General features: G+C 68.4%; 20 protein-coding genes. 15 read left to right on the plus strand and 5 right to left on the minus strand.

Features of this window, described 5'->3' with window-relative positions:
• The 12 genes from AB0I34_RS22580 to AB0I34_RS22635 form a co-directional block, all read left to right on the plus strand.
• A partial coding sequence (locus AB0I34_RS22580; protein ID WP_360447900.1) for an ABC transporter ATP-binding protein occupies positions 1 to 567 on the plus strand: 567 nt, incomplete at its 5' end.
• A gap of 10 nt (positions 568 to 577) precedes the next feature.
• The gene (locus AB0I34_RS22585) at positions 578 to 1,552 is read left to right on the plus strand and encodes a pyridoxal-phosphate dependent enzyme (RefSeq protein ID WP_360447902.1); all 975 of its coding nucleotides are present in this window, start codon (positions 578 to 580) and stop codon (positions 1,550 to 1,552) included.
• Between the two features lie 167 nt (positions 1,553 to 1,719).
• Complete coding sequence (locus AB0I34_RS22590; protein ID WP_131362721.1) at positions 1,720 to 2,520, plus strand: TMEM165/GDT1 family protein; 801 nt, start codon at positions 1,720 to 1,722, stop codon at positions 2,518 to 2,520.
• On the plus strand, positions 2,517 to 2,735 hold the full coding sequence (locus AB0I34_RS22595) for a hypothetical protein (protein ID WP_131362723.1): 219 nt from the start codon (positions 2,517 to 2,519) through the stop codon (positions 2,733 to 2,735). The genes AB0I34_RS22590 and AB0I34_RS22595 overlap by 4 nt, the downstream gene beginning before the upstream one ends.
• A 211-nt stretch (positions 2,736 to 2,946) precedes the next feature.
• Positions 2,947 to 4,398 carry a TldD/PmbA family protein gene (locus tag AB0I34_RS22600; RefSeq protein ID WP_360447905.1) on the plus strand — a complete coding sequence of 484 codons (1,452 nt, stop codon included), beginning with the start codon at positions 2,947 to 2,949 and terminating at the stop codon, positions 4,396 to 4,398.
• Complete coding sequence (locus AB0I34_RS22605; RefSeq protein ID WP_360447907.1) at positions 4,395 to 5,723, plus strand: metallopeptidase TldD-related protein; 1,329 nt, start codon at positions 4,395 to 4,397, stop codon at positions 5,721 to 5,723. The genes AB0I34_RS22600 and AB0I34_RS22605 overlap by 4 nt, the downstream gene beginning before the upstream one ends.
• Positions 5,724 to 5,791: 68 nt before the next feature.
• A complete protein-coding gene (locus AB0I34_RS22610; RefSeq protein WP_360447909.1) occupies positions 5,792 to 6,466 on the plus strand; it encodes an MBL fold metallo-hydrolase in 675 nt (224 codons plus the stop codon).
• 14 nt (positions 6,467 to 6,480) lie between these two features.
• The gene (locus tag AB0I34_RS22615) at positions 6,481 to 8,742 is read left to right on the plus strand and encodes an aminotransferase class III-fold pyridoxal phosphate-dependent enzyme (RefSeq protein WP_360447911.1); all 2,262 of its coding nucleotides are present in this window, start codon (positions 6,481 to 6,483) and stop codon (positions 8,740 to 8,742) included.
• 9 nt (positions 8,743 to 8,751) lie between these two features.
• A complete protein-coding gene (locus AB0I34_RS22620; RefSeq protein WP_360447913.1) occupies positions 8,752 to 9,660 on the plus strand; it encodes a ribonuclease Z in 909 nt (302 codons plus the stop codon).
• A 102-nt stretch (positions 9,661 to 9,762) separates the two neighbouring features.
• Positions 9,763 to 10,887, plus strand: coding sequence for an EfeM/EfeO family lipoprotein (locus AB0I34_RS22625; protein ID WP_360447914.1), 1,125 nt, complete (start codon positions 9,763 to 9,765; stop codon positions 10,885 to 10,887).
• Complete coding sequence (gene efeB, locus AB0I34_RS22630; RefSeq protein WP_360447916.1) at positions 10,884 to 12,077, plus strand: iron uptake transporter deferrochelatase/peroxidase subunit; 1,194 nt, start codon at positions 10,884 to 10,886, stop codon at positions 12,075 to 12,077. The genes AB0I34_RS22625 and efeB overlap by 4 nt, the downstream gene beginning before the upstream one ends.
• A gap of 20 nt (positions 12,078 to 12,097) precedes the next feature.
• Positions 12,098 to 13,702 carry an alkaline phosphatase family protein gene (locus tag AB0I34_RS22635; protein WP_360447918.1) on the plus strand — a complete coding sequence of 535 codons (1,605 nt, stop codon included), beginning with the start codon at positions 12,098 to 12,100 and terminating at the stop codon, positions 13,700 to 13,702.
• Between the two features lie 39 nt (positions 13,703 to 13,741).
• Here AB0I34_RS22635 and AB0I34_RS22640 read toward each other — a convergent pair whose 3' ends face one another.
• Together AB0I34_RS22640 and AB0I34_RS22645 are read right to left on the minus strand one after the other, a co-directional pair.
• On the minus strand, positions 13,742 to 14,566 hold the full coding sequence (locus AB0I34_RS22640; protein ID WP_360447920.1) for an alpha/beta hydrolase: 825 nt from the start codon (positions 14,564 to 14,566) through the stop codon (positions 13,742 to 13,744).
• A gap of 16 nt (positions 14,567 to 14,582) precedes the next feature.
• Positions 14,583 to 15,527: a YafY family protein gene (locus tag AB0I34_RS22645; protein ID WP_360447922.1), complete on the minus strand. Its 945-nt coding sequence runs from the start codon at positions 15,525 to 15,527 to the stop codon at positions 14,583 to 14,585.
• A 61-nt stretch (positions 15,528 to 15,588) separates the two neighbouring features.
• On the opposite strand from AB0I34_RS22645, the gene AB0I34_RS22650 reads away from it, so the two are divergent.
• Positions 15,589 to 16,731 (plus strand): epoxide hydrolase family protein, encoded by a 1,143-nt coding sequence (locus AB0I34_RS22650; protein ID WP_360447924.1) that lies wholly within the window; start codon positions 15,589 to 15,591, stop codon positions 16,729 to 16,731.
• Here the strand turns inward: AB0I34_RS22650 and AB0I34_RS22655 are convergent.
• The 3 genes from AB0I34_RS22655 to AB0I34_RS22665 all read right to left on the minus strand — a co-directional run bounded on the left by AB0I34_RS22655 (position 16,694) and on the right by AB0I34_RS22665 (position 19,168).
• Positions 16,694 to 17,401: a TetR/AcrR family transcriptional regulator C-terminal domain-containing protein gene (locus AB0I34_RS22655; RefSeq protein ID WP_360447926.1), complete on the minus strand. Its 708-nt coding sequence runs from the start codon at positions 17,399 to 17,401 to the stop codon at positions 16,694 to 16,696. The genes AB0I34_RS22650 and AB0I34_RS22655 overlap by 38 nt on opposite strands.
• Positions 17,394 to 18,248, minus strand: a complete 855-nt coding sequence (locus AB0I34_RS22660; RefSeq protein WP_360447928.1) for an alpha/beta hydrolase — start codon at positions 18,246 to 18,248, stop codon at positions 17,394 to 17,396. The genes AB0I34_RS22655 and AB0I34_RS22660 overlap by 8 nt, the downstream gene beginning before the upstream one ends.
• 89 nt (positions 18,249 to 18,337) lie before the next feature.
• Complete coding sequence (locus AB0I34_RS22665; RefSeq protein WP_360447930.1) at positions 18,338 to 19,168, minus strand: oxidoreductase; 831 nt, start codon at positions 19,166 to 19,168, stop codon at positions 18,338 to 18,340.
• Between the two features lie 96 nt (positions 19,169 to 19,264).
• On the opposite strand from AB0I34_RS22665, the gene AB0I34_RS22670 reads away from it, so the two are divergent.
• Together AB0I34_RS22670 and AB0I34_RS22675 are read left to right on the plus strand one after the other, a co-directional pair.
• On the plus strand, positions 19,265 to 19,822 hold the full coding sequence (locus AB0I34_RS22670) for a TetR family transcriptional regulator (protein WP_360447933.1): 558 nt from the start codon (positions 19,265 to 19,267) through the stop codon (positions 19,820 to 19,822).
• An 83-nt stretch (positions 19,823 to 19,905) separates the two neighbouring features.
• A complete protein-coding gene (locus AB0I34_RS22675; RefSeq protein WP_360447935.1) occupies positions 19,906 to 21,807 on the plus strand; it encodes a trypsin-like peptidase domain-containing protein in 1,902 nt (633 codons plus the stop codon).
• Positions 21,808 to 22,083: the final 276 nt, after the last annotated feature.

Consider the following 22,083-nt stretch of genomic DNA (forward strand, 5'->3'; position numbering starts at 1 on the left):
CCCCAGGTCCTGGTCACGCCCGAGTCGATCTCGGTCGAGGACCTGGTCTGGTTCGGCCGCCACCCCCACCGCACCTCCCTCAAGGTCCCCAGCCAAACCGACAAAGACACCGTCGAATGGGCCATGGACGTCACCAGCACCGCCGAACTACGCCACCAACACGTCGACCAACTGTCCGGCGGCCAACGCCAACGCGTCTGGATCGCGCTCTGCCTCGCCCAAGGCACCGACCTCATCCTGCTCGACGAACCCACCACCTACCTCGACGTCGCCTACCAACTCGAGGTGCTCGACCTGTTGCACCAGCTCAACCAGGAGCAAGGCAAAACGGTGGCGATGGTGCTGCACGACTTCAACATGGCCGCCGAATACGCCGACCACGTGTTCGTGATGAAATCCGGCAGCCTCGTCACCCAAGGCACCCCCGAAGACGTCTTCACCTGCGACACCATCCGGGAGGTGTTCGGGGTGGAGTCCAAGGTCGTGCCTCACCCGGTCAGTGGTAAACCGATGTGTATCCCGCTGCGAGCCGGCCTCCGGGCCCAGCTCTCAGTCGCAACCGGATAAGGAGTACTGCATGACGTTGAGCCCCGCGGAAGCGGCCGAGCGGTCGGAACGGGTCGCACCGAAGCTGCGTGAGCACCTGCCGCTCACGCCGGTCGTCCGCTTCGGTGCGTTCAGTGACGAGCTCGGCGCCGAGGTGCTGGTGAAGTCCGAGCACCTCCAGCGCACCGGCTCGTTCAAGGCACGCGGTTCGATGGCGAAGATCCTGACGCTGACCGACGAGCAGCGCCAGGCCGGTGTGGTGACCGCCTCGACCGGGAACCATGGACTCGGTGTCGGCAACGCGCTCGCGACCCTCGGCGGGCACGGCATCGTCTACCTGCCGGAGAACGCGTCGCCGAGCAAGGTGGCCGCGCTGCGCCGGCTCGGCCTGGAACTACGGGCTGAGGGCAATGATTCGGGTGTGCTCGAGCCGAAGGCCCGGGCCTATGCGGACGAACACGGCCTGACCTACGTGCCGCCGTACAACGACCCGGACATCATCGCCGGGCAGGGCACGGTCGCCGTGGAGATCCTCGAGCAGCTCGGCGGCGAACCGCTCGACGCGGTGGTGGTCGCGGTCGGTGGCGGCGGACTGATCAGCGGCGTTGCGTCGGTGCTCAAGAAGCACCTGCCCGGCATCCGTGTGTACGGCGCCTCGCCGGTCCGCGACGACGCGATGGCGGCGTCGGTCCGAGCTGGCGAGATCATCCAGGTCGACGCCCAGGCGACGCTCTCGGACGGTACGGCGGGCAGCGTCGAACCAGGCAGCATCACGTTCGAGCTGTGCCGCGAGCTGGTCGACGACTGGGTGCTGGTCAGTGAGGACGCGATCAGCGCCGCGCTGCGGATGGTGATCGACACCGAGCACCAGTTGATCGAAGGCTCCGCCGCGATGGCCTTCGCCGCCACGCGCGCGCGGCGGACCGAACTCGAGGGCAAGCGCGTCGCTGTGGTGTCCTGCGGCGGCAACATCTCCGCGTCCACGCTGGTGGCCGCGCTGGCCTGACCCTCTCGGTCGATGCACCCGAGGTGACTCCCTGATCACCTCGGGTGCTTCGGCATGCCCGCGGCCGGGTGCGGCCCGACGTACGAGACGTTCCGTTGACACTTCCGGATCTGTGTAACTATCGTTTCGTGCAACAGATGTTGCAACTGACAGAGGGATGGTGAGAGATGGACGCGGCAACGTGGGGGTTGATCGTCGCGACGTTCGTCGCGTGTTTCGTGGAGATGGTGGAAGCCACCACGATCGTCATGGCGATGGGCTACACGCGGAGCTGGAAGTCGGCGCTGGTCGGTACGTTCGCGGCGCTCGGTGCGCTCGCGGTGGTCACCGTGGCGGCCGGCTACGCGCTGGCGAACTGGCTGCCGGAATCGGCGCTGCAGCTGGCGATCGGCGGTCTGCTGCTGATCTTCGGCCTGCAGTGGTTGCGCAAGGCGATCCTCAGATCGTCCGGGCGTAAGGCGGTCCACGACGAGGACGCGATCTACCGCGAGGAGGTCGAGGCGGCGAAGGCGGCCGGTGAGAGCAAGGGCGGCCTGGACCTGTTCGCCTTCATGGTCTCGTTCAAGGGCGTCTTCCTGGAGGGCATGGAGGTCGTGTTCATCGTGCTCACCTTCGGCCTGAACGCGGACAACATCCCCGGCGCCAGCCTGGGTGCGGCCGCGGCCGTGGTCATCGTGCTCGGCATCGCGATCGCGCTGCGCCGGCCACTGTCGATGATCAACGAGAACCTGCTCAAGTACGGCGTCGGCCTGCTGCTCGCGTCGTTCGGGACCTACTGGGCGGTCGAGGGCATCGGCATCTTCCGCGACGGCCGCGAGAGCCTCGACTGGCCGGGCCACGACCTGATGATCCTGGTCCTGCTGGCCGCGTGGCTGCTGCTCAGCCGGATCTTCGTGAGCGTGCTGCGCAAGCCCGCCGTACCGGCGCCGGTCGTGGCCGGCGACATCCCTGTGGAGGTGAAGAAATGAAGTTCCTCAAGGCGTTCGGCCAGTTCTGGTACGACTTCATCATCGGTGACGACTGGAAGATCGCGGTCGCCGTGGTGCTGTCCCTCGTCGTCCTGTTCGCCGCGATGACCGCCGGACTGTTCGGTGACACCGGACTGACCCTGCTCGGCGGCGCACTGATCGTCGTCGCGTTCAGCATCAGCCTGGCCATCGACGTACGACCGAAGAAGCGCTGAAAACCCAAGCCCTGTTGACGATCGGCCCCGGCCGCGCCTGTGCGCGACCGGGGCCGCCGTACGTCCGGCATCAAGCCTCTGTAGCAATCACAACATCTATTCAAAATCTCGTAGCATCTGCTACGGTGAGGTCGAGGCGCCGATCCATCCGTCCCCGAACCGGAGGTCCGACCGTGACTCCTTCCCAACCTGAGCAGGTGATCGCGCCGTGATGCGCGACACCGCCGAGACCGTGCTGGCCCTGCTGCCCGCGGACGTGCAGTACGGCGACATCCGGGTGGTCCGGCGCACCCACGAACAGGTCCTCGTCGAGCTGGACGGTCCGGGCGAGGTCGGGTATGACGACTCGCTCGGCCTCGGGCTCCGGGTGCTGATCGGCGGCCAGTGGGGTTTCGCCGCCACCCATCGACTGGACTCCCGCGGCCTCGACGCCGTGATCGCGCAGGCGGTCGGCCAGGCGCGGGCGACCGGCGGAGGCGGCCACGTGAACCTCGGTGCGCCGGTGACGACCCGGGCCACCTGGTCGTCGCCGCTGCGGATCGATCCCTTCGAGGTCCCGCTGAGCACCAAGCTCGACCTGCTGTCCGCCACCGTCAAGGAGGCGTCGACCGCGGGTCCGCTGGTCCAGCAGATCGAGGCGTCGATCGACCTGTACCGCGACGAGAAGGTGTTCGCGAACACCGAGGGCGCGCTGATCGAGCAGACCCTGACCGAGAGCGGCGGCGGCCTGATGGTGAACGCCGGCAACGGCGACGACCTGCAGCGCCGATCCTTCCCGCAGGGCGTCCCGCGGCAGATCCGCGGCCAGCGTGGCGACTTCGCCACCGCCGGCTGGGAGCACGTCGAGTCGCTCGGCCTGGTGGAGAACGCGGCCAGGGTCGCGTCCGAGGCGGTCGCGCTGCTGACCGCGCCGCAGTGCCCGGACGAGGTCACCACACTCATTGCTGGAGGCAACCAGCTGGCGATGGTGCTGCACGAGTGCGCCGGCCACCCGATGGAGGCCGACCGCGCGCTCGGCACCGAGGCCAGTCTGGCCGGCGGCACGTACGCGACGCCCGAGCGCCGGGGCAATTTCCGCTGGGGCTCACCGATCGTCTCGGCGTACGCGGACGCGACCATCCCCGGTGGGCTCGGCTCCTTCGGGTACGACGACGAGGGTGTGCCGGCCCAGCGCACCCAGTTGGTCAAGGATGGGATCTTCCTCGGCTACATGTCCGGCCGGGAGTCCGCAGCGGCGCTCGGCGATCAGCCGACCGGTGCGTCCCGGGCCGATGGCTGGCAGCGGCTGCCGCTGGTGCGGATGACGAACATCTGCCTGGAGCCGGGGGAGTCCTCGCTCGAGGAGATGATCGCCGGCACCAAGCGCGGCATCCTGGTCGACACCAACCGCGGCTTCTCGATCGACGACCAGCGGATGTCGTTCCGCTTCACCACCGAACTCGGCTGGGAGATCCGCGACGGCAAGCTCGGCCGGCTGCTGAAGAACTGCAGCTACCAGAGCGTGACCCCGCAGTTCTGGGCCGGACTGGACGCGCTCGGTGGACCGGACGAGTGGAAGCTGCACGGCGTCCCGTCGTGCAACAAGGGCGAGCCGCTGCAGGTGGCTCATGTCGGTCACGGCACCGTGCCGGGACGTTTCCAGAACGTGCAGGTGGGACGATGAGCATCGAGCGGACAGACATCGAGCAGGCGCTGGAGATCCTCGGGCCGGGCAGCCGGCTGGACGTGCTCGGCGAGAACGCCGACCTGCTCCGGTACGCCGAATCCGAGATCACCGCACAGCACAGCGAGCGCAGGCTGCGCGTCCGGGTCAAGGTGAACCGGGACGGACGGATCGCCGGCGGCACTCTGGAGACCCTCGACCCGGAAGCCGTGCGTGTCCTCGCCGATCGGCTCAACGCCGCCCTCGCGGAGCTCCCCACTTCCGACTCGACGGACAGTGCCTCCGATCAGCCGGTGGCGGACGGTGAGCAGGTGCCGGTCGAGCCGGCGAAATCCATCGTCGACTGCGACCCCGCCGTACGGCACCAGTGGTTCAGCACCGTCCGCGACGGTCTGGATCCGGCCGCGCGTCTCGGCGGTGCGATCCGGTACGACGTACTGGACCGTGCCGTTGCCGACTCGACCGGGCTGTTCCGGTCCGAGACGTTGACCAAGGCATCGATCCAGGCGATCGCCAAGCAGGACGGACAGTCCGCGAGCGTCAAGCTGGTGCACCGCGACGCCGATCTGATCCCGGTCGGCGATATCCCGGGCCGGCTGCGCGAGGCGTTGCGCCCGTTGCCGGTGCGGGAGAAGTTCCACGGCAGCTGCCGGGTGCTGCTCAAGCCGTCGGCGGTGAACACGCTGATCGCCACCTTCGGCCTCTGGGCTCTCGGTGCGCAGCACTACGCGAGCGGGCGGTCGGTGCTGACCGGGCGGTTGGGCGAGCAGGTGGTGAGCGAGAATCTCACGCTGGTCGACGACGCCACCGACGCGGCCGGGCTGCTCAGCGGATTCGATGCTGAAGGCAACGTTCGCCGCCGGACGCCGTTGATCGAGCGCGGGGTGCTGACCGGACTGGTGTCCGACCGGCGACGGGCCGGCCTGACCGGTGGAGTCCCGACCGGTCACGCCGTACCGGACGGTTGGCGCTTCGGCGGCGATCCGGTTCCGTCGCACCTGCTGCTTGACGCCGGTGACGCAACCGAGGACGAGTTGCTCGCCGAGTGCGGTGGCGGACTGGTGGTGAACCGGCTCGACTACCTGCGGGTGCTGCACCCGAAGCAGACCCTCGTCACCGGTACGACGCGAGACGCCACCTACTGGGCCGAGGACGGCAAGGTGGTCGCCTGGCACCCGCAGCTGCGGTTCACCTTCCGCATGGACGAGGTCCTGAACGCCGTTCTGGCTGTCGGCGCCGTCCGCGAGATCGGTGACCAGACCTTCATGGACAGCGTGGTCGTCCCGTCCCTGCTGATCGAGGCCGGACCGCTCGTCCTCACCTGATCCAGCAGCGCCCCGTGTGCGTACGTGCTCAAGCCGCGGGCGCTGCTGTTCCACCTCCTGGAGGCTTCATGCCGACGGTGACCACGCTCCTGACCGGTCACTTACTGACCTCGAACCAAGGCAATCCGGCCTTCTGCTCGGTGCTCCTGGTCGAGGACGGAAACCAGCGCATCCTGTTCGACTTCGGGCACGTCGGCCGTCGACGGCACCTGCTCGAGGCGCTGACGGACCGGGGCCTGGCGCCACGTGACCTCGACCAGGTGGTGCTGTCCCACGCGCACTGGGACCACGCGCAGAACGTCGACCTCTTCGCCGGTGCGCAGGTCTTCATCCATCCTGCCGAGCTGCCGCATCTGTCCGACTCCCCGATCGCTCCGGGCTGGGCGAAGGCGATGTTCGACGGCCTGGACCTCCACGAGGCAGTCGAGGGGCAGCAGTTGATGCCGGGCGTCGAGATCGTGGAGCTGCCGGGGCACACTCCGGGCTCGGTCGGGCTGTCGGTCGCGACCGCCGAAGGAACCGCCGTACTCGCGGCCGATGCGGTTCCGACCCTTGGCGTCCTCCGAGCCTGCCGGGCCTCGGGCAGACCGTACGATCAAGAGCGCGCGGATGCCTCCGTCGAACGCGTCGCGGCGCTGGCCGACATCGTGTACCCGGGGCACGATCAGGCGATCCGCGTCGACGAGAACGGCGAGTTCTCCTACGCGGAGGAGCCGAAGCCGTTGGAATTCCGGGTCCCGTGAGCAGAGGAGTTGCCGTGGACACCATCCCCGAGCGGACGCCGAGCATGCTCGAGGATCCGCCGGAGGTCGACATCCGGGCGGCGGCGCGACTGCTGCGGTCCGAGTACGGCCTCGACGCCGAGGTGACCGAGCTGCGCAGTGAGCGCGACCGGAACTTCCTCGCCGAGGCCGACGGGCAGCGGCTCGTGGTCAAGGTGTCGAACTCCGGCGACGATCCGGAGCAGATCGCGATGGAGTGCGCCGCGATGGACCACGTCGCGGTGGTCGATGCCGGTCTGCCGATTCCGCGCGTGGTGACCAGCATCGATGGTCGCGCGGTGGTCATGGTCGACGCCGCGGACGGGCGCAAGCATCAGGTCCGCGTGATGACGGTGATGCCTGGCCAGGTCGCCGATCTCGCCGCGCTGCCGGAATGGTTCGCGGCCGACTTCGGGGCGGTAGCTGCCCGGTTGACCCGCGCCTTGCAGGGCTTCGGACATCCAGCGGCGTACCGGCGGCTGGACTGGGATCCGCGGATCGTCACAAGCCTTCGCGCGTACGCCGATCGCCTGCCGGAGGAGCATCGCCGGGAACCGATGCGGAGACTGCTCGATCGCTTTCAAGGACTCGATGCGGCGACGCGCGCGCTGCCCGGATCCGTGCTGCATGGCGACGTGACGTTGAGCAATGTGCTGATGCAGGACGGCGGCATCACGGGCGTGATCGACTTCGGCGACATGCACCACACCGCCCGGGTCGCCGAGTTGGCGATCAGTCTGACCTCGTTGCTGCGGGAGTCCGACGACCTCTGGGCGGACGCCGGCCGCTTCCTCGACGGCTATCAGCGGGTGCTTCCGCTCGAGCCGGCCGAGGTGGAGCTGATCGGTGAACTCGTGCTCGCTCGGTCCGCGGCCAGTGTGCTCATCTCGGCCTGGCGTGCGCCGCTCTATCCGGACAACGAGGAGTATCTGACCAGCTTGGTAGCAGGAAGCTGGCGGATCCTCGACCTGTTGACCGCTGTGGAGCCTGCCGACCTCGCGCAGCGCTTTCATCGCCTGTGCGGCACCTCGCGGGTCGCGTCCGTACAGGCCGCCGATCCGACCTTGCTGGTACGCCGCGAGGCCGCCCTCGGCGGTGAGCTGTCGCCGCTGTTCTACCGGCAGCCGTTGCAGGTCGTGCGGGGTGAGGGCGCATGGATCCACACAGCCGATGGACGGCGGTATCTCGATGCCTACAACAACGTTCCCGTGGTCGGGCATGCGCATCCGGCCGTCGTCCAGGCGCTTTCGCGGCAGGCCGCCGTACTGAATCTGAACTCGCGTTATCTGCATCCGAACGTGGTCGAGTTGGCGGAGCGGTTGGTCGCGTCGATGCCTGCTGGGTTGGACACGTGTGTGTTCGCGAACTCGGGAAGCGAGGCGAACGATCTGGCCTGGCGGATGGCGCGGGTGGTGACCGGTCGTGATGGTGCGGTCGTCGCGGATCTCTCGTACCACGGGGTCAGTGAGGCGACGGCGGCGTTCTCGACCAACACGTATCCGGCGTCCGCGCGGCCGGCGCATGTGGCTGTCTTCGAGGCACCTCGGGACCCGTCGGATGACGGGATGGCGGGTGCACAGCGAGTCCGGAGCGCACGTGGTGAGCTGGGGCGAGCGGGCCACGACCTGGCATTGCTTGCGGTGGACAGTGTGTTCAGCAGTGCGGGGATCCTGACGCCGGGGTCGTCGTTCATGCGCGGGTTGCAGGACGAGGCGCGGGCGTCCGGCGGGCTGTTCCTCGCCGACGAGGTGCAGGCCGGGTTCGGTCGCGGCGGGCGGAATCTGTGGCGGTTCGAGGACTTCGGGCTGACGCCGGACTTCGTCACGCTCGGCAAGCCGATGGGCAACGGGCATCCGGTCGCGGCGCTGATCACCCGGCGGGAGATCGCGGAGGCGTTCGTCGAGGTCGACGAGTACTTCAGCACCTTCGGCGGGAACCCGGTCTCGTGCGTCGCCGCGCTGACCGTGCTGGACGTGATCGAGCAGACCGGCCTGGTCGCTCGCTCCGGTGAGGTCGGTGCGCAGTTGCGGGCCGGACTCGAGTCGCTGGTGCCGGATCTGCCGGTGCGCGGGCAGGGGCTGATGGTCGGGGTGGAGATGCCGGGTGCCAGCGACTTTGCCGAGCGTTTGCGGGACAACGGCGTACTCGTCGGGACCACAGGGCCTGGTGGGGGAGTGCTGAAGATCCGTCCTCCGCTGATCTGGGAGTCGTCGCACGTGGAGGTATTCCTGTCGGCATTCGAGGCGGCGCTGCGTTAGCTTGGGCGGGTGCGTGAACTCGTTGTGCTGGGCACCGGAAGCCAGGTGCCGTCCCGCGAACGCACGCAGAACGGGTATTTCCTGCGCTGGGACGACGAGGGATTCCTGTTCGACCCGGGCGAAGGGACCCAACGGCAGATGCTGTACGCCGGGGTCGCGGCCGGGGCGATCACGCGGCTGTGCGTCACGCACTTCCACGGCGACCACTGCCTCGGCGTACCGGGGATCGTGCAGCGCCTGTCACTGGACGGCGTGCAGCATCCGGTCCACGCCCACTACCCGGCGTCGGGGCATACGTACTTCACCAGACTTCGGTACGCCGCTTCGTTCTTCGAGCGCGCCGAGTTGCTCGAGGAACCGGTTGAGGACGACGGCATGCTGTCCGTCGGGTCGTTCGGTCAGCTCTGGGCACGGCGGCTGGAGCACTCGATCGAGTCCTTCGGCTACCAGCTGATCGAGCCTGACGGCCGCCGGATGCTTCCCGACAAGCTTGCTGCCGCCGGCGTCACCGGCCCCGCGATCGGCCGGTTGCAGCAGGCCGGCTCGCTGGAGATTGACGGACGGGTGATCCGGATTGAGGACGTCAGCGAACCGCGCCCGGGCCAACGCTTCGCGTTCATCATGGACACCCGGCTCTGCGACAACGTCCTGCGCCTGGCGGACGGTGCCGATCTCCTGGTGATCGAGTCGACCTACCTGTCGTCGGAGACGGAACTGGCTCGCCGCTTCGGCCATCTCACGGCTCGCCAGGCCGCCCGGGTCGCGGCTGAGTGTGGAGTGCGGAAGCTGGTCCTCACCCACTTCTCCCAGCGCTACCTGGAGCCCGAACGCTTCCATGAGGAAGCCGCCGCCGAGTTCTCCGGCGAGATCGTGGTCGCCTCCGACCTCAGTCGCACCCCGGTCCCGTCCCGCCGCTAAACGAACAGTGCATGACGAGCGGACCAACACCGCTCGATTCCCGTGATCGGCCAATTAACATCACCCACGAATGTAAATTGCCGATCATCAGGAGTCCCTCGCGTGAGCACTACCCGTCCGCTGCCGGCGGCGATCGCACTGGTCGTGGTTGGCGCGGTCGTAGCGGTGGCGGTGTGGCGACCCTGGTCAGGCTCCGCCGACGCGGCCGGTGGCCCGCCCCAGATCACCGTGTCCCGCAGCCAGTGCGGCCAGGGCTGGACCGGCGCGACGACGGGTCGGCAGACGATCGTCGTCCACAACACCGGCGACGCGGCCGCCGAGGTCGACCTCGTCGAGGTCAGTAGCAACAAGGTGTACGGCGAGGTGGAGGGCCTCGGCCCGAACACGAGCGCGCCGATGGACGTGCAGCTCGGCGCCGGGCAGTACGCGATCCGCTGCCTGATCGAGGACACCGACGCGATCACTGGTCCGACGGTGACTGTTGCGGGCGACGCGCAGGGCGGCCCGGCCGCGGTCGCCGTCACCAAGAACGACATGTTGCCGCTGGTGAAGCAGTACGAGGCCGCCGTCGCAGGCGGCGTCGCCGATCTGGCAGTCAAGACGGACAAGCTGCGCGGCGAGGTGGACGCGGGCAACCTGGCCGCCGCCAGGGCCGACTGGCTGCCTGCGCACCTCGCGTACAACTCGCTCGGTGCGGCCTACGACGCGTTCGGCGACTTCGCGGACAAGATCGACGGATCCGCCGGCTTCCATCCGCTGGAAAAGGGCTTGTGGCACAACGCTTCCGCTACCGCCCTGAAGCCGATCGCGGACCAGTTGGCCGCCGACGTGCACGGGTTGCAGCACGACCTGCCGAACGAACAGGTGGATCCGAACGATCTCGGGCTGCGCGCCCACGAGATCATGGAGAACGCCCTCCAGTTCGAGCTGACCGGCGAGAACGACCAGGGCAGCGGTACGTCGCTGAACACCGCGCTGGCCAACCTGGACGGTACGGCGAGGGTGCTGACCATCCTGGACCCGGTGCTCAAGCCTCGTTACCCGGACCTGACCCAGGTGCGGAAGTGGGAAGCCCGGGTGCGCACGCTGCTGACCGCGCACCGGAACACCCCAGTCGCTCAGCTGGACCAATCCACCCGGGAACAGCTCAACGGCGCGGTCGGTGAACTGTTGGAGCTACTCGCCCCCGTCGCGGCCATCTGCGAAGTACGGAGGAGCGCCTCATGACCGGCGTCGGGCGCCGATCCTTCCTGCGCGGCGCGCTGGCCGGGGCCGGCGCGGCTGCGGTGACCGGGCTGACTGTGTCCGCCGACGCGGCGACGTCGACTTCCGTGGCGTTCCACGGCGTACACCAGGCTGGCATCACCACCGACCCACAGAAGCAGGCGATCTTCGCGTCGTTCGACGTGATCGCCGCGAACAAGGGCGAGCTCACCGACCTGTTCACCACGCTGACCGACCGGGCACGAATGCTCACCGCGGGCGGTGCGCTGCCGCCGCTGGGCATCACCGCGCCGCCCGCCGACTCCGGCGTACTCGGCCCGGACATGCCCGCCGACGACCTGACGATCACCGTCGGCGTCGGGGCGTCGCTGTTCGACAACCGGTACGGCCTGAAGGACCGCAAGCCGGCGAAGCTGACGGCGATGAAGGAGTTCCCCAACGACAGCCTGGACGACAGCCAGTGCCACGGGGATCTGAGCCTGCAGCTGTGCGCGTCGGAGACCGACACCGTGCTGCACGCGCTGCGGGACATCGCCCGGCACACCCGCGGCGCGATGCAGCTGCGCTGGCGCGTCGACGGCTTCCAGAGCCCGCCGCGGCCGTCCGGCACGCAGCGCAACCTGATGGGCTTCAAGGACGGCATCGTCAAGCCGGAGCCGGCCGACCACGACAAGCTCGTGTGGGTGGGCCAGGGAAACGGCGAGCCGTCCTGGACCGAGGGCGGCAGCTACCAGGTACTGCGCCAGATCCGGATGCTGGTCGAGTTCTGGGACCGGGTGTCGGTCGGCGAGCAGGAGAACATGTTCGGCCGGCGGCGGGACTCCGGCGCGCCGCTGGACGGCAACAGCGAGAGCGACATCCCCAACTACCCGGCCGACCCGACCGGCGGCGCGATCCCGTTGACCAGCCACATCCGGATGGCCAACCCCCGCACCGCGCACACGGCGGCCAGCCAGTTCCTGCGCCGCGGCTACAACTACGACAAGGGCACCGACTCGGTCGGGGACCTGGACATGGGACTGCTGTTCTGCGCGTACCAGCAGGACATCGCCCGGCAGTTCGAGGCCGTGCAGACCCGGCTGATCGACGAGCCCCTCGTCGACTACATCCGGCCGGTCGGCGGCGGGTACTTCTTCGCGCTTCCCGGTGTACGGGACAGCAACGACCACTTCGGGCGGTCGTTGCTCGCATGAGTTACTCAGGAGGAGAAGGCATGCGTGCAAGACTTCGTGTCGCAGCCACGGCCACCGTGGCCGCGGCCAGCGTGTTGCTGGCCGGCTGTAGCGGCGGCGACACCAACCAGGTGGCCAACGCCGCCTATTCGTACAAGCCGGCCCACCCGGCCACACCGATCCAGCACGTGGTGGTGATCTTCGGCGAGAACATCTCGTTCGACCACTACTTCGGCACCTACCCGAACGCCACCAACGAGGACGGCACGCCGTTCAAGGCCGACCGGCACACGCCCAAGGTGAACGGCCTGTCCAAGCAGTTGCTGACCCGCAACCCGAACGCCTACGACCCGAAGCGGTTGGCGCCGTCGCAGGCACTGACCTGCGACCAGAACCACGGCTACGGTCCGGAGCAGAAGGCCGTCGACGGCCGCAAGATGGACAAGTTCGTCGAGAACACCGAGACGGACAAGTGCACCGGCCAGCCCGTGCTGTTCGGCGAGCCGGGCCTGGTGATGGACTACTACGACGGCAACACCGTCACCGCGATGTGGAACTACGCCCAGCACTACGCGCTGAGCGACAACTCGTTCGACACGGTGTACGGCCCGTCCACCCCGGGCGCGCTGAACCTGATCTCCGGTCAGACCCACGGCGTCCAGGCGATGGACCCGAAGACCGGCAAGCCCACCACGGACGCGTACGCCGTGCAGTCGCCCGACGAGAACGGCATCGGGACCGTCACCAACGACCCCGACCCGTTCTACGACGACTGCTCCAACAGCAACGGCAAGTCGACGAACAACCTGGCCGCGATGCACGGCCAGAACATCGGTGACCTGCTCAACCAGAAGCACGTCACCTGGGGCTGGTTCCAGGGCGGCTTCAAGCCGACCAGTACCGCCAACGGCAAGGCCGTCTGCGGTGCGCAGCACACCAACGTCGGCGGCATCGCGGCGCTGGACTACAGCCCGCACCACGCGCCGTTCCAGTACTACGAGTCGACGGCGAACCCGAAGCACCTGCCGCCGAGCTCGGTGCAGGCCATCGGTCAGACCGACCAGGCCAACCACCAGTACGACACGTCGGACTTCGACGCTGCCGTGGCAGCCAACAACCTGCCGGCGGTCAGCTTCCTGAAGGCCGGCGAGTACCAGGACGGTCACGCCGGCTACTCCGACCCGCTGGACGAGCAGGCGTTCGTGGTCAAGGAGATCAACCAGTTGCAGAAGTCCAAGGAGTGGTCGTCGACCGCGGTCGTCGTGGCCTACGACGACTCCGACGGCTGGTACGACCACGTGAAGTCGCCGACGGTGAACGGCTCCAAGGACGCCGCGCTCGACCAGTCGGCCCTGTGTGGCAAGGCCCCGGTGTCCGGCGGCTACGCCGACCGCTGCGGCTACGGCCCGCGCCTGCCGCTGCTGGTGATCTCGCCGTACGCGAAGACCAACCACGTCGACCACTCGCTGACCGACCAGACCTCGATCCTCAAGTTCATCGAGGACAACTGGCGGACCGGCCAGATCGGCGACCACTCGTTCGACCAGCGCGCCGGCAGCCTGAGCGGCATGTTCGACTTCCGGCACCCGAGCAAGAACACGCTGATCCTGAACCCGGACACCGGAGCAGTCGTCAGCAACCACTGACCCTCGGCAACCACCCTTCCCACCGGGAAGGGTGGTTGCCTACGGGTGGTCGGCGAGGAAGTCGTCGATCAGGGCGTTGACCTCGGTGGGGGACTCGAGCGCGGCCAGGTGGGCGGACTGCTCGAGTACGACGAAACGCGCGCCAGGGATCGAGTCCGCCATCTCCTCGGTCTCGGCCACCGGAAAGGTTGCGTCCTCGGCGCCCGCGACGACCAGGACCGGCGTGCGGATCCGGCCGAACAACTCCCGTTGATCCGGGCGGCGCGGGACCACGCTGGTGACTGCGTGCCGGCCGGAGGTGATGTCCACCCTTCGCGCCAGATCGTTGACCGCGGCAACAACATCTGGCTTCTCGCGTTGCGCCGTCGGACCCAGGAACGCATTGATCACCGGGCCGACCAACGGACCCTTGATCCCACCGAGCGCCCGCGCCGTCCGTGTCAGCACGCCGTACTCGAACCTTTGCCTGGGGCCGGCCGGTGACGCTGTCGCGTTCATGAGTACGGCGATGCCGGTCCGGTCCGGGTGGAGTGCGGCGAACGTGCCGCCGATCATCCCGCCCCAACTGTTGCCGATGACATGTACTTGCCCGACGCCGAGCTCGTCGACGCTCGCGCGGATCACCTCGGCGCACTGCTCGAAGGTGAACGGTCCCGTCAGTGCTGAACTTCCACCATGCCCTGGTGGATCGACGAGTATGACCTGAAACCGGTCGATGAAGTGCGCTACCTGGCCCGACCACAGCGTGCCGTCCATCAGCAGGCTCGGCCAGAACAGCATCGCCGGCCCCTCGCCGCCGACCCGCAACCGGATCCGCCCCAGCACGGTCTCGACGTACCGATCCTCCACCCCGGCGAGCACCATGACCGAACGCTACCGTTCAGTCCGCCGGGACCGCGGCAGCCAGGCGAGTCGTCAATTCGCGGATGTGGGCAACGAGTTCCGGCGGCGACTGGATCTGGAACGGATAGCCGAGCAGGCCGATGTGCAACGCCAGTTCGTCGAGTGAGTTGGCGCCGGTATCGACCTGCGTCGTCCTCGCGTCGATCGGCGTCACCGTCGCGACGCTCGGCGCCAGCCGATCCGTGATCACCTCCACCGATGCCTCGATGACGAAGCGCGCCTGGTACCGATAGCCACCTGACGCGACTCCACGTGCCGTCGCGTCCAGATCCGGGACCTCGCGTGCGGTGAACCGTGGTCCGGTCGGGATCCGCGGCTCCAGCCGATCGAGCCGGAACGTACGCCAGTCGTCGCGGTCGAGGTCCCACGCCACCAGGTACCACCGTCGCCCGGTGTGCACCATCCGATGCGGCTCCGTCGTACGACGACCCGCCGTACCGTCGTGGCTGCGGTAGTCGAACCGCAGTCGTTGCCGATCGCGACAGGCCTCCGCCACTGCGAGCAGCACCTCCGGCTGCACAGCGGCCCCGCCGGCCGGCATGACGGCGATTGCCTGCAGCAACTTGACCCGATGCCGCAGCCGCGATGGCAGCACCTGTTCGAGCTTGGTCAGCGCTCGGACCGACGACTCCTCGATCCCGGCGACGCTGCCGATCGCGGCCGCTCGGAGGCCGATCGCGACCGCCACCGCCTCGTCGTCGTCGAGCAGCAACGGCGGCAGCGCGGCGCCGGCCCCGAGCCGATAGCCGGCCACCCCTGGTACGGCGTCGACCGGGTAGCCGAGGTTGCGCAGCTTGTCCACGTCCCGGCGGACGGTCCGGACGCCGACGCCGAGCTGAGCGGCGAGGTCGGCTCCACTCCAGTCCCGTGGGGACTGCAGCAGCGACAGCAACTTGAGCAGTCGAGCGGAAGTTTCCAGCATGATCGGATTCTGCCATCCGGTTAGGACTGAAGCTGTCCTAACTGGATGAGAGAGTCGAAGCATGATCAAGCCATTCAGTATCGACATCCCGCAGAGCACGCTCGACGACCTGACTGCTCGCCTCGAGAACACCCGGCTGCCGGCCGCGCTCCCGGGAGACGACTGGGACACCGGCGTACCGGTCTCCTGGCTGGGCGACCTGGTCGACTACTGGCGAACCGGCTACGACTGGCGCGCGGCGGAGGCGGAGCTCAACGCGTATCCGCAGTTCACGACCGTGATCGACGATCAGCAGATCCACTTCCTGCATGTGAAGTCGCCCGAACCGGATGCCCTTCCGCTGATCCTGACGCACGGCTGGCCGGGGTCGGTCGTCGAGTTCCTGGACCTGATCGGGCCGCTCACCGACCCGGTGTCTTTTGGTGGGGTGGCTTCGGACGCGTTCCATCTCGTGATCCCGTCGCTGCCTGGCTTCGGCTTCTCCGGACCGGTCTCGGAGCGCGGCTGGACCAGGGAGCAGATCGGCCGTACCTGGGCCAAGTTGATGGATCGCCTCGGCTACGAGCGGTACGGCGTACAGGGCGGTGACATCGGCGGTGCGGTCTCTCCCGAGGTGGCGCGGGCGGCCAGCGACCATGTTGTCGGCGTACACACCAACGGCGGGCCCTCGTTGCCGCCGTTCCCGCTGAGCGATGACGAACTGAAGACCCTGACGCCGCTGGAGCAGGACCGCATCGCGCGGATCGGCCAGTTCATGCAGGACGAGTTCGGTTACATCGCCATCCAGTCGACCAGGCCGCAGACGCTGGCCTACGGGCTGGTGGACTCGCCGGTCGGGCAACTCGCGTGGATCACGGACAAGTTCCGCGCCTGGACGCACCCGATGGAAACCTTGCCTGATGCAATCATCAGCAAGGACCGGCTGCTCACCAACGTGATGTTCTACTGGCTCACCGGGACGGCGGGTTCCGCGGCGCTGGTCGGGTACGCGGAGCAGGAGCCGTGGGGAGCGCACAAGGAGAACTCCGGCGTCCCGACCGCAGTGCTGGCCACCGCACACGACGTCGCGATCCGCCGCTACGCCGAGCGGGACAACACGATCACCCGCTGGACCGACCTGGACCACGGCGGCCACTTCGCCGCCCTCGAGATCCCAGACGTCCTGATCACCGACGTCCGCGACTTCTTCCGCGACCTGCGCTGAACCCGTCGAGCATGGCCTGCAGCCCGAGCCGGAAGTGCCCGCCGGCGCCGGCTCGGGCGGCGCCGGCCTTGGCTTCTGCGTCTGCCTCGGCCTCGGCGTCTGACTGGGCTTCTGCGTCGGCGGCCTCGGCGAGGAGGTTGTAGGTGGGGTCGGCGGGGGCCGGCTTGCGGCTGCGGTCGCCGGCGCCCAGGGCAACGACCGCCATGGTCAACGCGTGGCCGATCGTGAACTCGCGCAGGCAGCGGGCGATCTGCAGCGCCTCTGCGGGAGTGAAGTCGGCGTCCTGCAGCTTCGCGATCATTCGGTTGCCGGTGGCAATGGACGCGGGGGAGCGGACCGGGCGGGAAGCGAAAACGGTGACGGCGTGCGGATGCTGTAGCAGGGTGTCGCGAAGGCGTTCGCAGTACGCCGAGCAGAGATCGCGCCAATCGCCGTCCCAGGGCAGGGCGTCGGTTTCCAGGGCGTCGAACAGAAGCTCGGCGATGCCGTCGTACAAGTCCTCCTGGTCGGCGTAGTGACGGTATGCGGCCATCGGGTCGGCTCCGAGCTCGGCGCCCAGCTTGCGCATCGAGAACTTCCCCAGCCCGATCCGGTCGATCAGATCGAGCGCCACTGTCGCGATGTAGTCGCGCGTCAGCACGTTCCGCGTCGGCGGTGTCCGGTCAGCCATGCAGGAATTCTCCCAGCCGGCGGCCGAACTCCTCCGCATGCCGCTGGTAGCCGAGGTGCCCACCGGGAAACTCCAGGCACGGTACGCCGAGCTCCGCGCTGAGCTGCCGGGCGGGACGGCTGTAGTAGCGCCCCACGCTCTCCACGCCAACCGCGAACGCCCATCGAACTCCGACGTTGCGCAAGGCATCAAGGTCCGGCTGCCAGCGGACGAACGACGGCACCTCGGAACGCATCAACAGGTCAGCGTTGCCGAACAGCCGACGCATCTCGTTGGACTTCGGGGTGACGCGATTGGCGAGCTTGATCGCTGCCGTGCCGACGCTCCGCCCGAGCCGGTGCTCGAGCATCCGCGGCGGTTTGTCCATCGTGGTCGCGGCGAACCTCAACATCGCGGGCAAGGCGCCTTCGCGCTCGGTGATCCGTGCGACCTCGTCGAAGAAGGCTTGCTGCAGGTCCGCGTCGGGCAGCACGCGGATGGCGGGCAGCTCATGGACGACAGCCCCGGCGAGGCGCTCGGCGTACGACGTGAGCAGGGTGACGGTGATGGCGGCACCGGAACTCGAACCGAAGACGAAGGCTCGGTCGAGTCCGGCGTGATCGAGGATCGCGACGACATCGGCCGCCTGCTCGTCGAGACCGACGTCCTGTTGGCCGTTCTTCCAGTGGCTCCGGGAGTTTCCGCGCCGGTCGTAGGTGATGACGGTGAACTGCCTGGCCAGGACCGGCACGAGATCCTGGTACATCGCGGCGTCGCCACCGCCGCCGGGGACGAGGACGACGGCCGGGCCGGCCCCGGTGCGCTCGACGTACAGCTCGGTCGCGGTGGTGTCTACACTGTAGATCATATCTACAGTGTAGACATGTACTCGGCTCCAAAGTCCAGCCTCAGTTCGCCGAGCCCGCGGCTCGGCCTCCGGGAGGTAGTGGGCAGTGGTCAGGCGAAGTCGGTTGAGGTGCTGAGGTAGGCCCAGGTGGCGGCTTCCTCGGCACGCGATCGGGAGGCTCGGTCGGCGTGGGTGAGGGCGTCGTTGCCGAGGAGGAGGCGGAGGGGTGGGGTGTCGAGCGCCACGATGTCGAGGATCGCGCGGGCGGCCTTGGCCGGGTCGCCGGCTTGCTTGCCGTCGGTCTCCAGCCGGAAGCGGTTCATTTCGCCGACCGTGGCGTCGTAGTCGGCTCCGACGGGTGCGATCGCCATCGACGAACCACCCCAGTCGGTCCGGAACGCGCCCGGCTCAATGATCGTGACCTTCACGCCGAACGGCTTCACCTCGTTGTTCAGCACCTCCGAGAACCCTTCGACCGCGAACTTCGCGGTCTGGTACGCGCCCATCCCGGGCGTACCGCCGACCCGGCCGCCGATCGACGAGAACTGCAGGAAATGCCCGTTCCGCTGCTCACGGAACACCGGCAGCGCGGCCTTGGTCACGTTCACGACGCCGAACAGGTTCGTCTCGATCTGCGCCCGGAAGTCCTCGTCGGGCGTCTCCTCGATCGCGGCGCTGTTCGCGTAGCCGGCGTTGTTCGCCACCACATCGAGACCGCCGAACTCGTCCAGTGCGGTCCGTACGGCGTCCCGCGCCGCAGCCGCGTCGGTCACGTCCAGGGCGACCGCCCGCACCTGGTCGCCGTACTTCGCGACCAGATCGTCGAGCTGCTCGGGCTTGCGGGCGGTGGCGACGACTCGATCGCCGGCGGCCAAGACAGCTTCGGTGAGGGCGCGGCCGAGCCCGCGGGAGCTGCCGGTGATCAGCCAGATCTTGCTCATGATCATTCCTAACTAACCAAACGGTTGGATACTTCACCAAGCTAACCTCGCGATCTACGAGAAATCAACTAACCGGTTGGTTGGTACGCTGGAGGCATGCAGCAACGGAACGCCGATCGGACCAGGACGCGGATCCTGGCGGCCGCCACCGAGGAGTTCGCCGCGCGGGGGATCGCCGGGGCGCGAGTCCAGCGGATCGCCGAGGTCGCCGGGTGCAACAAGGCGATGCTCTACGCGTACTTCGGGAGCAAGGACGGGCTGTTCGATGCGGTTTTCACCGCGTCGGTGGAGGCCTACCTCGAGGAGGTGGGGTTCGACGCGACGGACTTGCCGGCGTACGCGGGGCGGGTGTTCGACTACTTCGAGGAGCATCCCGAGCACCTGCGGTTGTCGGTCTGGTACCGGTTGGAGCGGCCGGAAGGGCATCCGCTGGACGCGATTCTCGCGGTCAATCGGAGCCGGCTGGACGATCTCGTGCGGGCTCAGCGGCGACGGGTCGTGCCAGGGCAGTTCGCGGCGGTCAGTCTGCTCTCGCTGATCCAGGCGATCGCGACGAGCTGGTCGTCGATGAACCCGGAGTACGGCACCGGCGTACCGAGCCGGGCGTTGCGGCGCCGGGCGGTGGTGGAGGCGGTGGAAAAGATTCTCAGCTGATTCATTGGCTGGCCCAATGAGGCTCTCAGTCTGGCGAGCTCTAATCGACTGCAGAGAGAACTGGGCTGAGGAGGGCAAGGGGAATGAACGAGGGCGCGGAACGGCAGGAAGCTGGACAGGAGCCTACGCAGCAACCGGACAGCTGGCAGGCCGGTCCGCAGCAAGCGGCACCGCAGGACCCGCAGCACGCGGAACCACAGCAAGCGAGTCCGCTGCAGTCCGAACCACAGAGTGCGGCACCGCAGCAGGCACCGCAGCAGCAGGTGCCGCAGCAGCAGGCGCCGCAGCAAGCGCCGCAGCAGCCGGGACAGGTGTACCAGGGGCAGCAGCAGCCGGGGCAGCAATATGCCGCGCCGCAGCAGGCCGGACAGCCGTACCCGGGACAGCAGAATGCACCGCAGCAGCAGGCGGGCCACCCGCCGTTTGTGCAGCAGCACATGGGACAGCAGTTTGCGGGGCAGCCGCCGTATGGGCAGCAGCAGGCCGGACAGCACCATGCTGGGCAGGCGCCGTATGGGCAGCACCACGCGAGCCAGCAGTACCCCGGGCCGCACTACGCGGGACAGCCGCCGTATGGGCAGCCGCCGTACTACCCGTTCGGCCCGCAGACACCGCGTCCGGGACGGCGCGGGCGTCGGTTGCTGGGAGCGGGTGCGCTCGGGCTGGCCGCAGTACTGGTGGCCGGATCTGTTGCCTGGGGCATCGGTCGGCAGGCCGGCGGGAACGGTTCGCAGCTCTCGCAGCAGCAGTTCGACGCGTCGGCAGTCGCGGCGAAGGTCTCGCCCGGGCTGGTGGATGTGAACACGGTGCTCGGGTTCGAAGGCGCTCGCGCCGCCGGGACCGGGATCGTGCTGAGCTCTGACGGTGAGGTGCTGACCAACCACCACGTCATCGAGGGCGCCACGTCCATCACCGTGACCGACATCGGGAACGGCAAGACGTACCAGGCGGGTGTCGTCGGGTACGACGATCAGCACGACATCGCCGTACTGAAGCTGAAGGATGCGTCCGGGCTGGAGACCGCGAAGATCGGCAACTCGGACAAGGTGGCGGTCGGCGACCAGGTGGTCGGAATCGGCAACGCGGGTGGTACCGGCGGTACGCCGAGCCACGCGGCCGGCAAGGTGACCGGGCTGAACCAGGCGATCACCGCGACCGACGAGAACGGGCAGGACCCGGAGAACCTCACCGGGCTGATCCAGACCGACGCGAACATCCAGGCCGGAGACTCCGGCGGACCGCTCGCGAACGCGTCCGGCGAGGTGATCGGTGTCGACACCGCTGGGTCCGGCGGAAACAACGGCGGGCAAGGGCAGCCTGGCCAGGCGGCGGCAACCACCGGCGCCTCCACGACCGCGGTCCAGGCTGCGGCGACCAACGGAACCCCGGCGACCGCGATTCAGACGGCGGACGGCAACGGGACCGGAAACGGCAACGACGACCCGTTCGGCGACGGATCCCAGGACCCGTTCGGTAACGGGAACGGCGGCGGCAACGGCTTCGGCGACGGGTCCGGCGGCAACGGGTCCGGCGACGGCTCGGGCGGCAATGGTTCCGGCAACGGGTTCGGCGACGGTTCGGGCAACGGTGGTAGCGGGAACGGGCAGGGCCAGAGCACGACCGAGGGCTTCGCGATCCCGATCAACCAGGCCATGGACATCGCGGACCAGATCCAGGACGGCAAGGCATCGGATGCCGTACACATCGGTGACTCGCCGATGCTGGGCATCTCGGTGGTCACCGATGCCGGCGTCACCGGCGCGGCAGTCGGCGACGTGTTCGCGGACGGCAAGGCCGACGACGCCGGCATCGCCGCCGGCGACGTCATCACCTCCTTCGCCGGCCACGAGGTCGACTCGGCCGACGCCCTGTCCAGCCTTCTGAACAAACAGCACCCCGGCGACAAGGTCGAGGTCGGCTGGACCGACCAGTCCGGCCAGCAGCACAAGGCCACGATCGAACTCATCACCGGCCCGGTGCGCTGACCCCAGGACAGTGCGCTGACCTCAGGATCAGCGCACTGGCTTCAAGCCCGGCGCGCCGCCGCAAGGCCGGCGCGCCGGCCACAGACTCGGTCCGCCGACGCAACCCCTCGCTCTAGGCGGACCGACAACGATCGGGCCCGGCAACGTCCTTCCCCTGGGGCGCCCGGGCCCGATCGGCCAACAAAGGACGACCTCCACCCCTACTCCTCCTGAGGGGTGGGGGTCATTCGTTGTCTGGGGAAAAACAACTTTCGGTGCGGGCGGGATTTCGTTAGT

Origin of the sequence: Kribbella sp. NPDC050281 (assembly GCF_040655855.1) — a bacterium.
In the GTDB taxonomy this organism is placed as follows: Bacteria; Actinomycetota; Actinomycetes; order Propionibacteriales; family Kribbellaceae; genus Kribbella.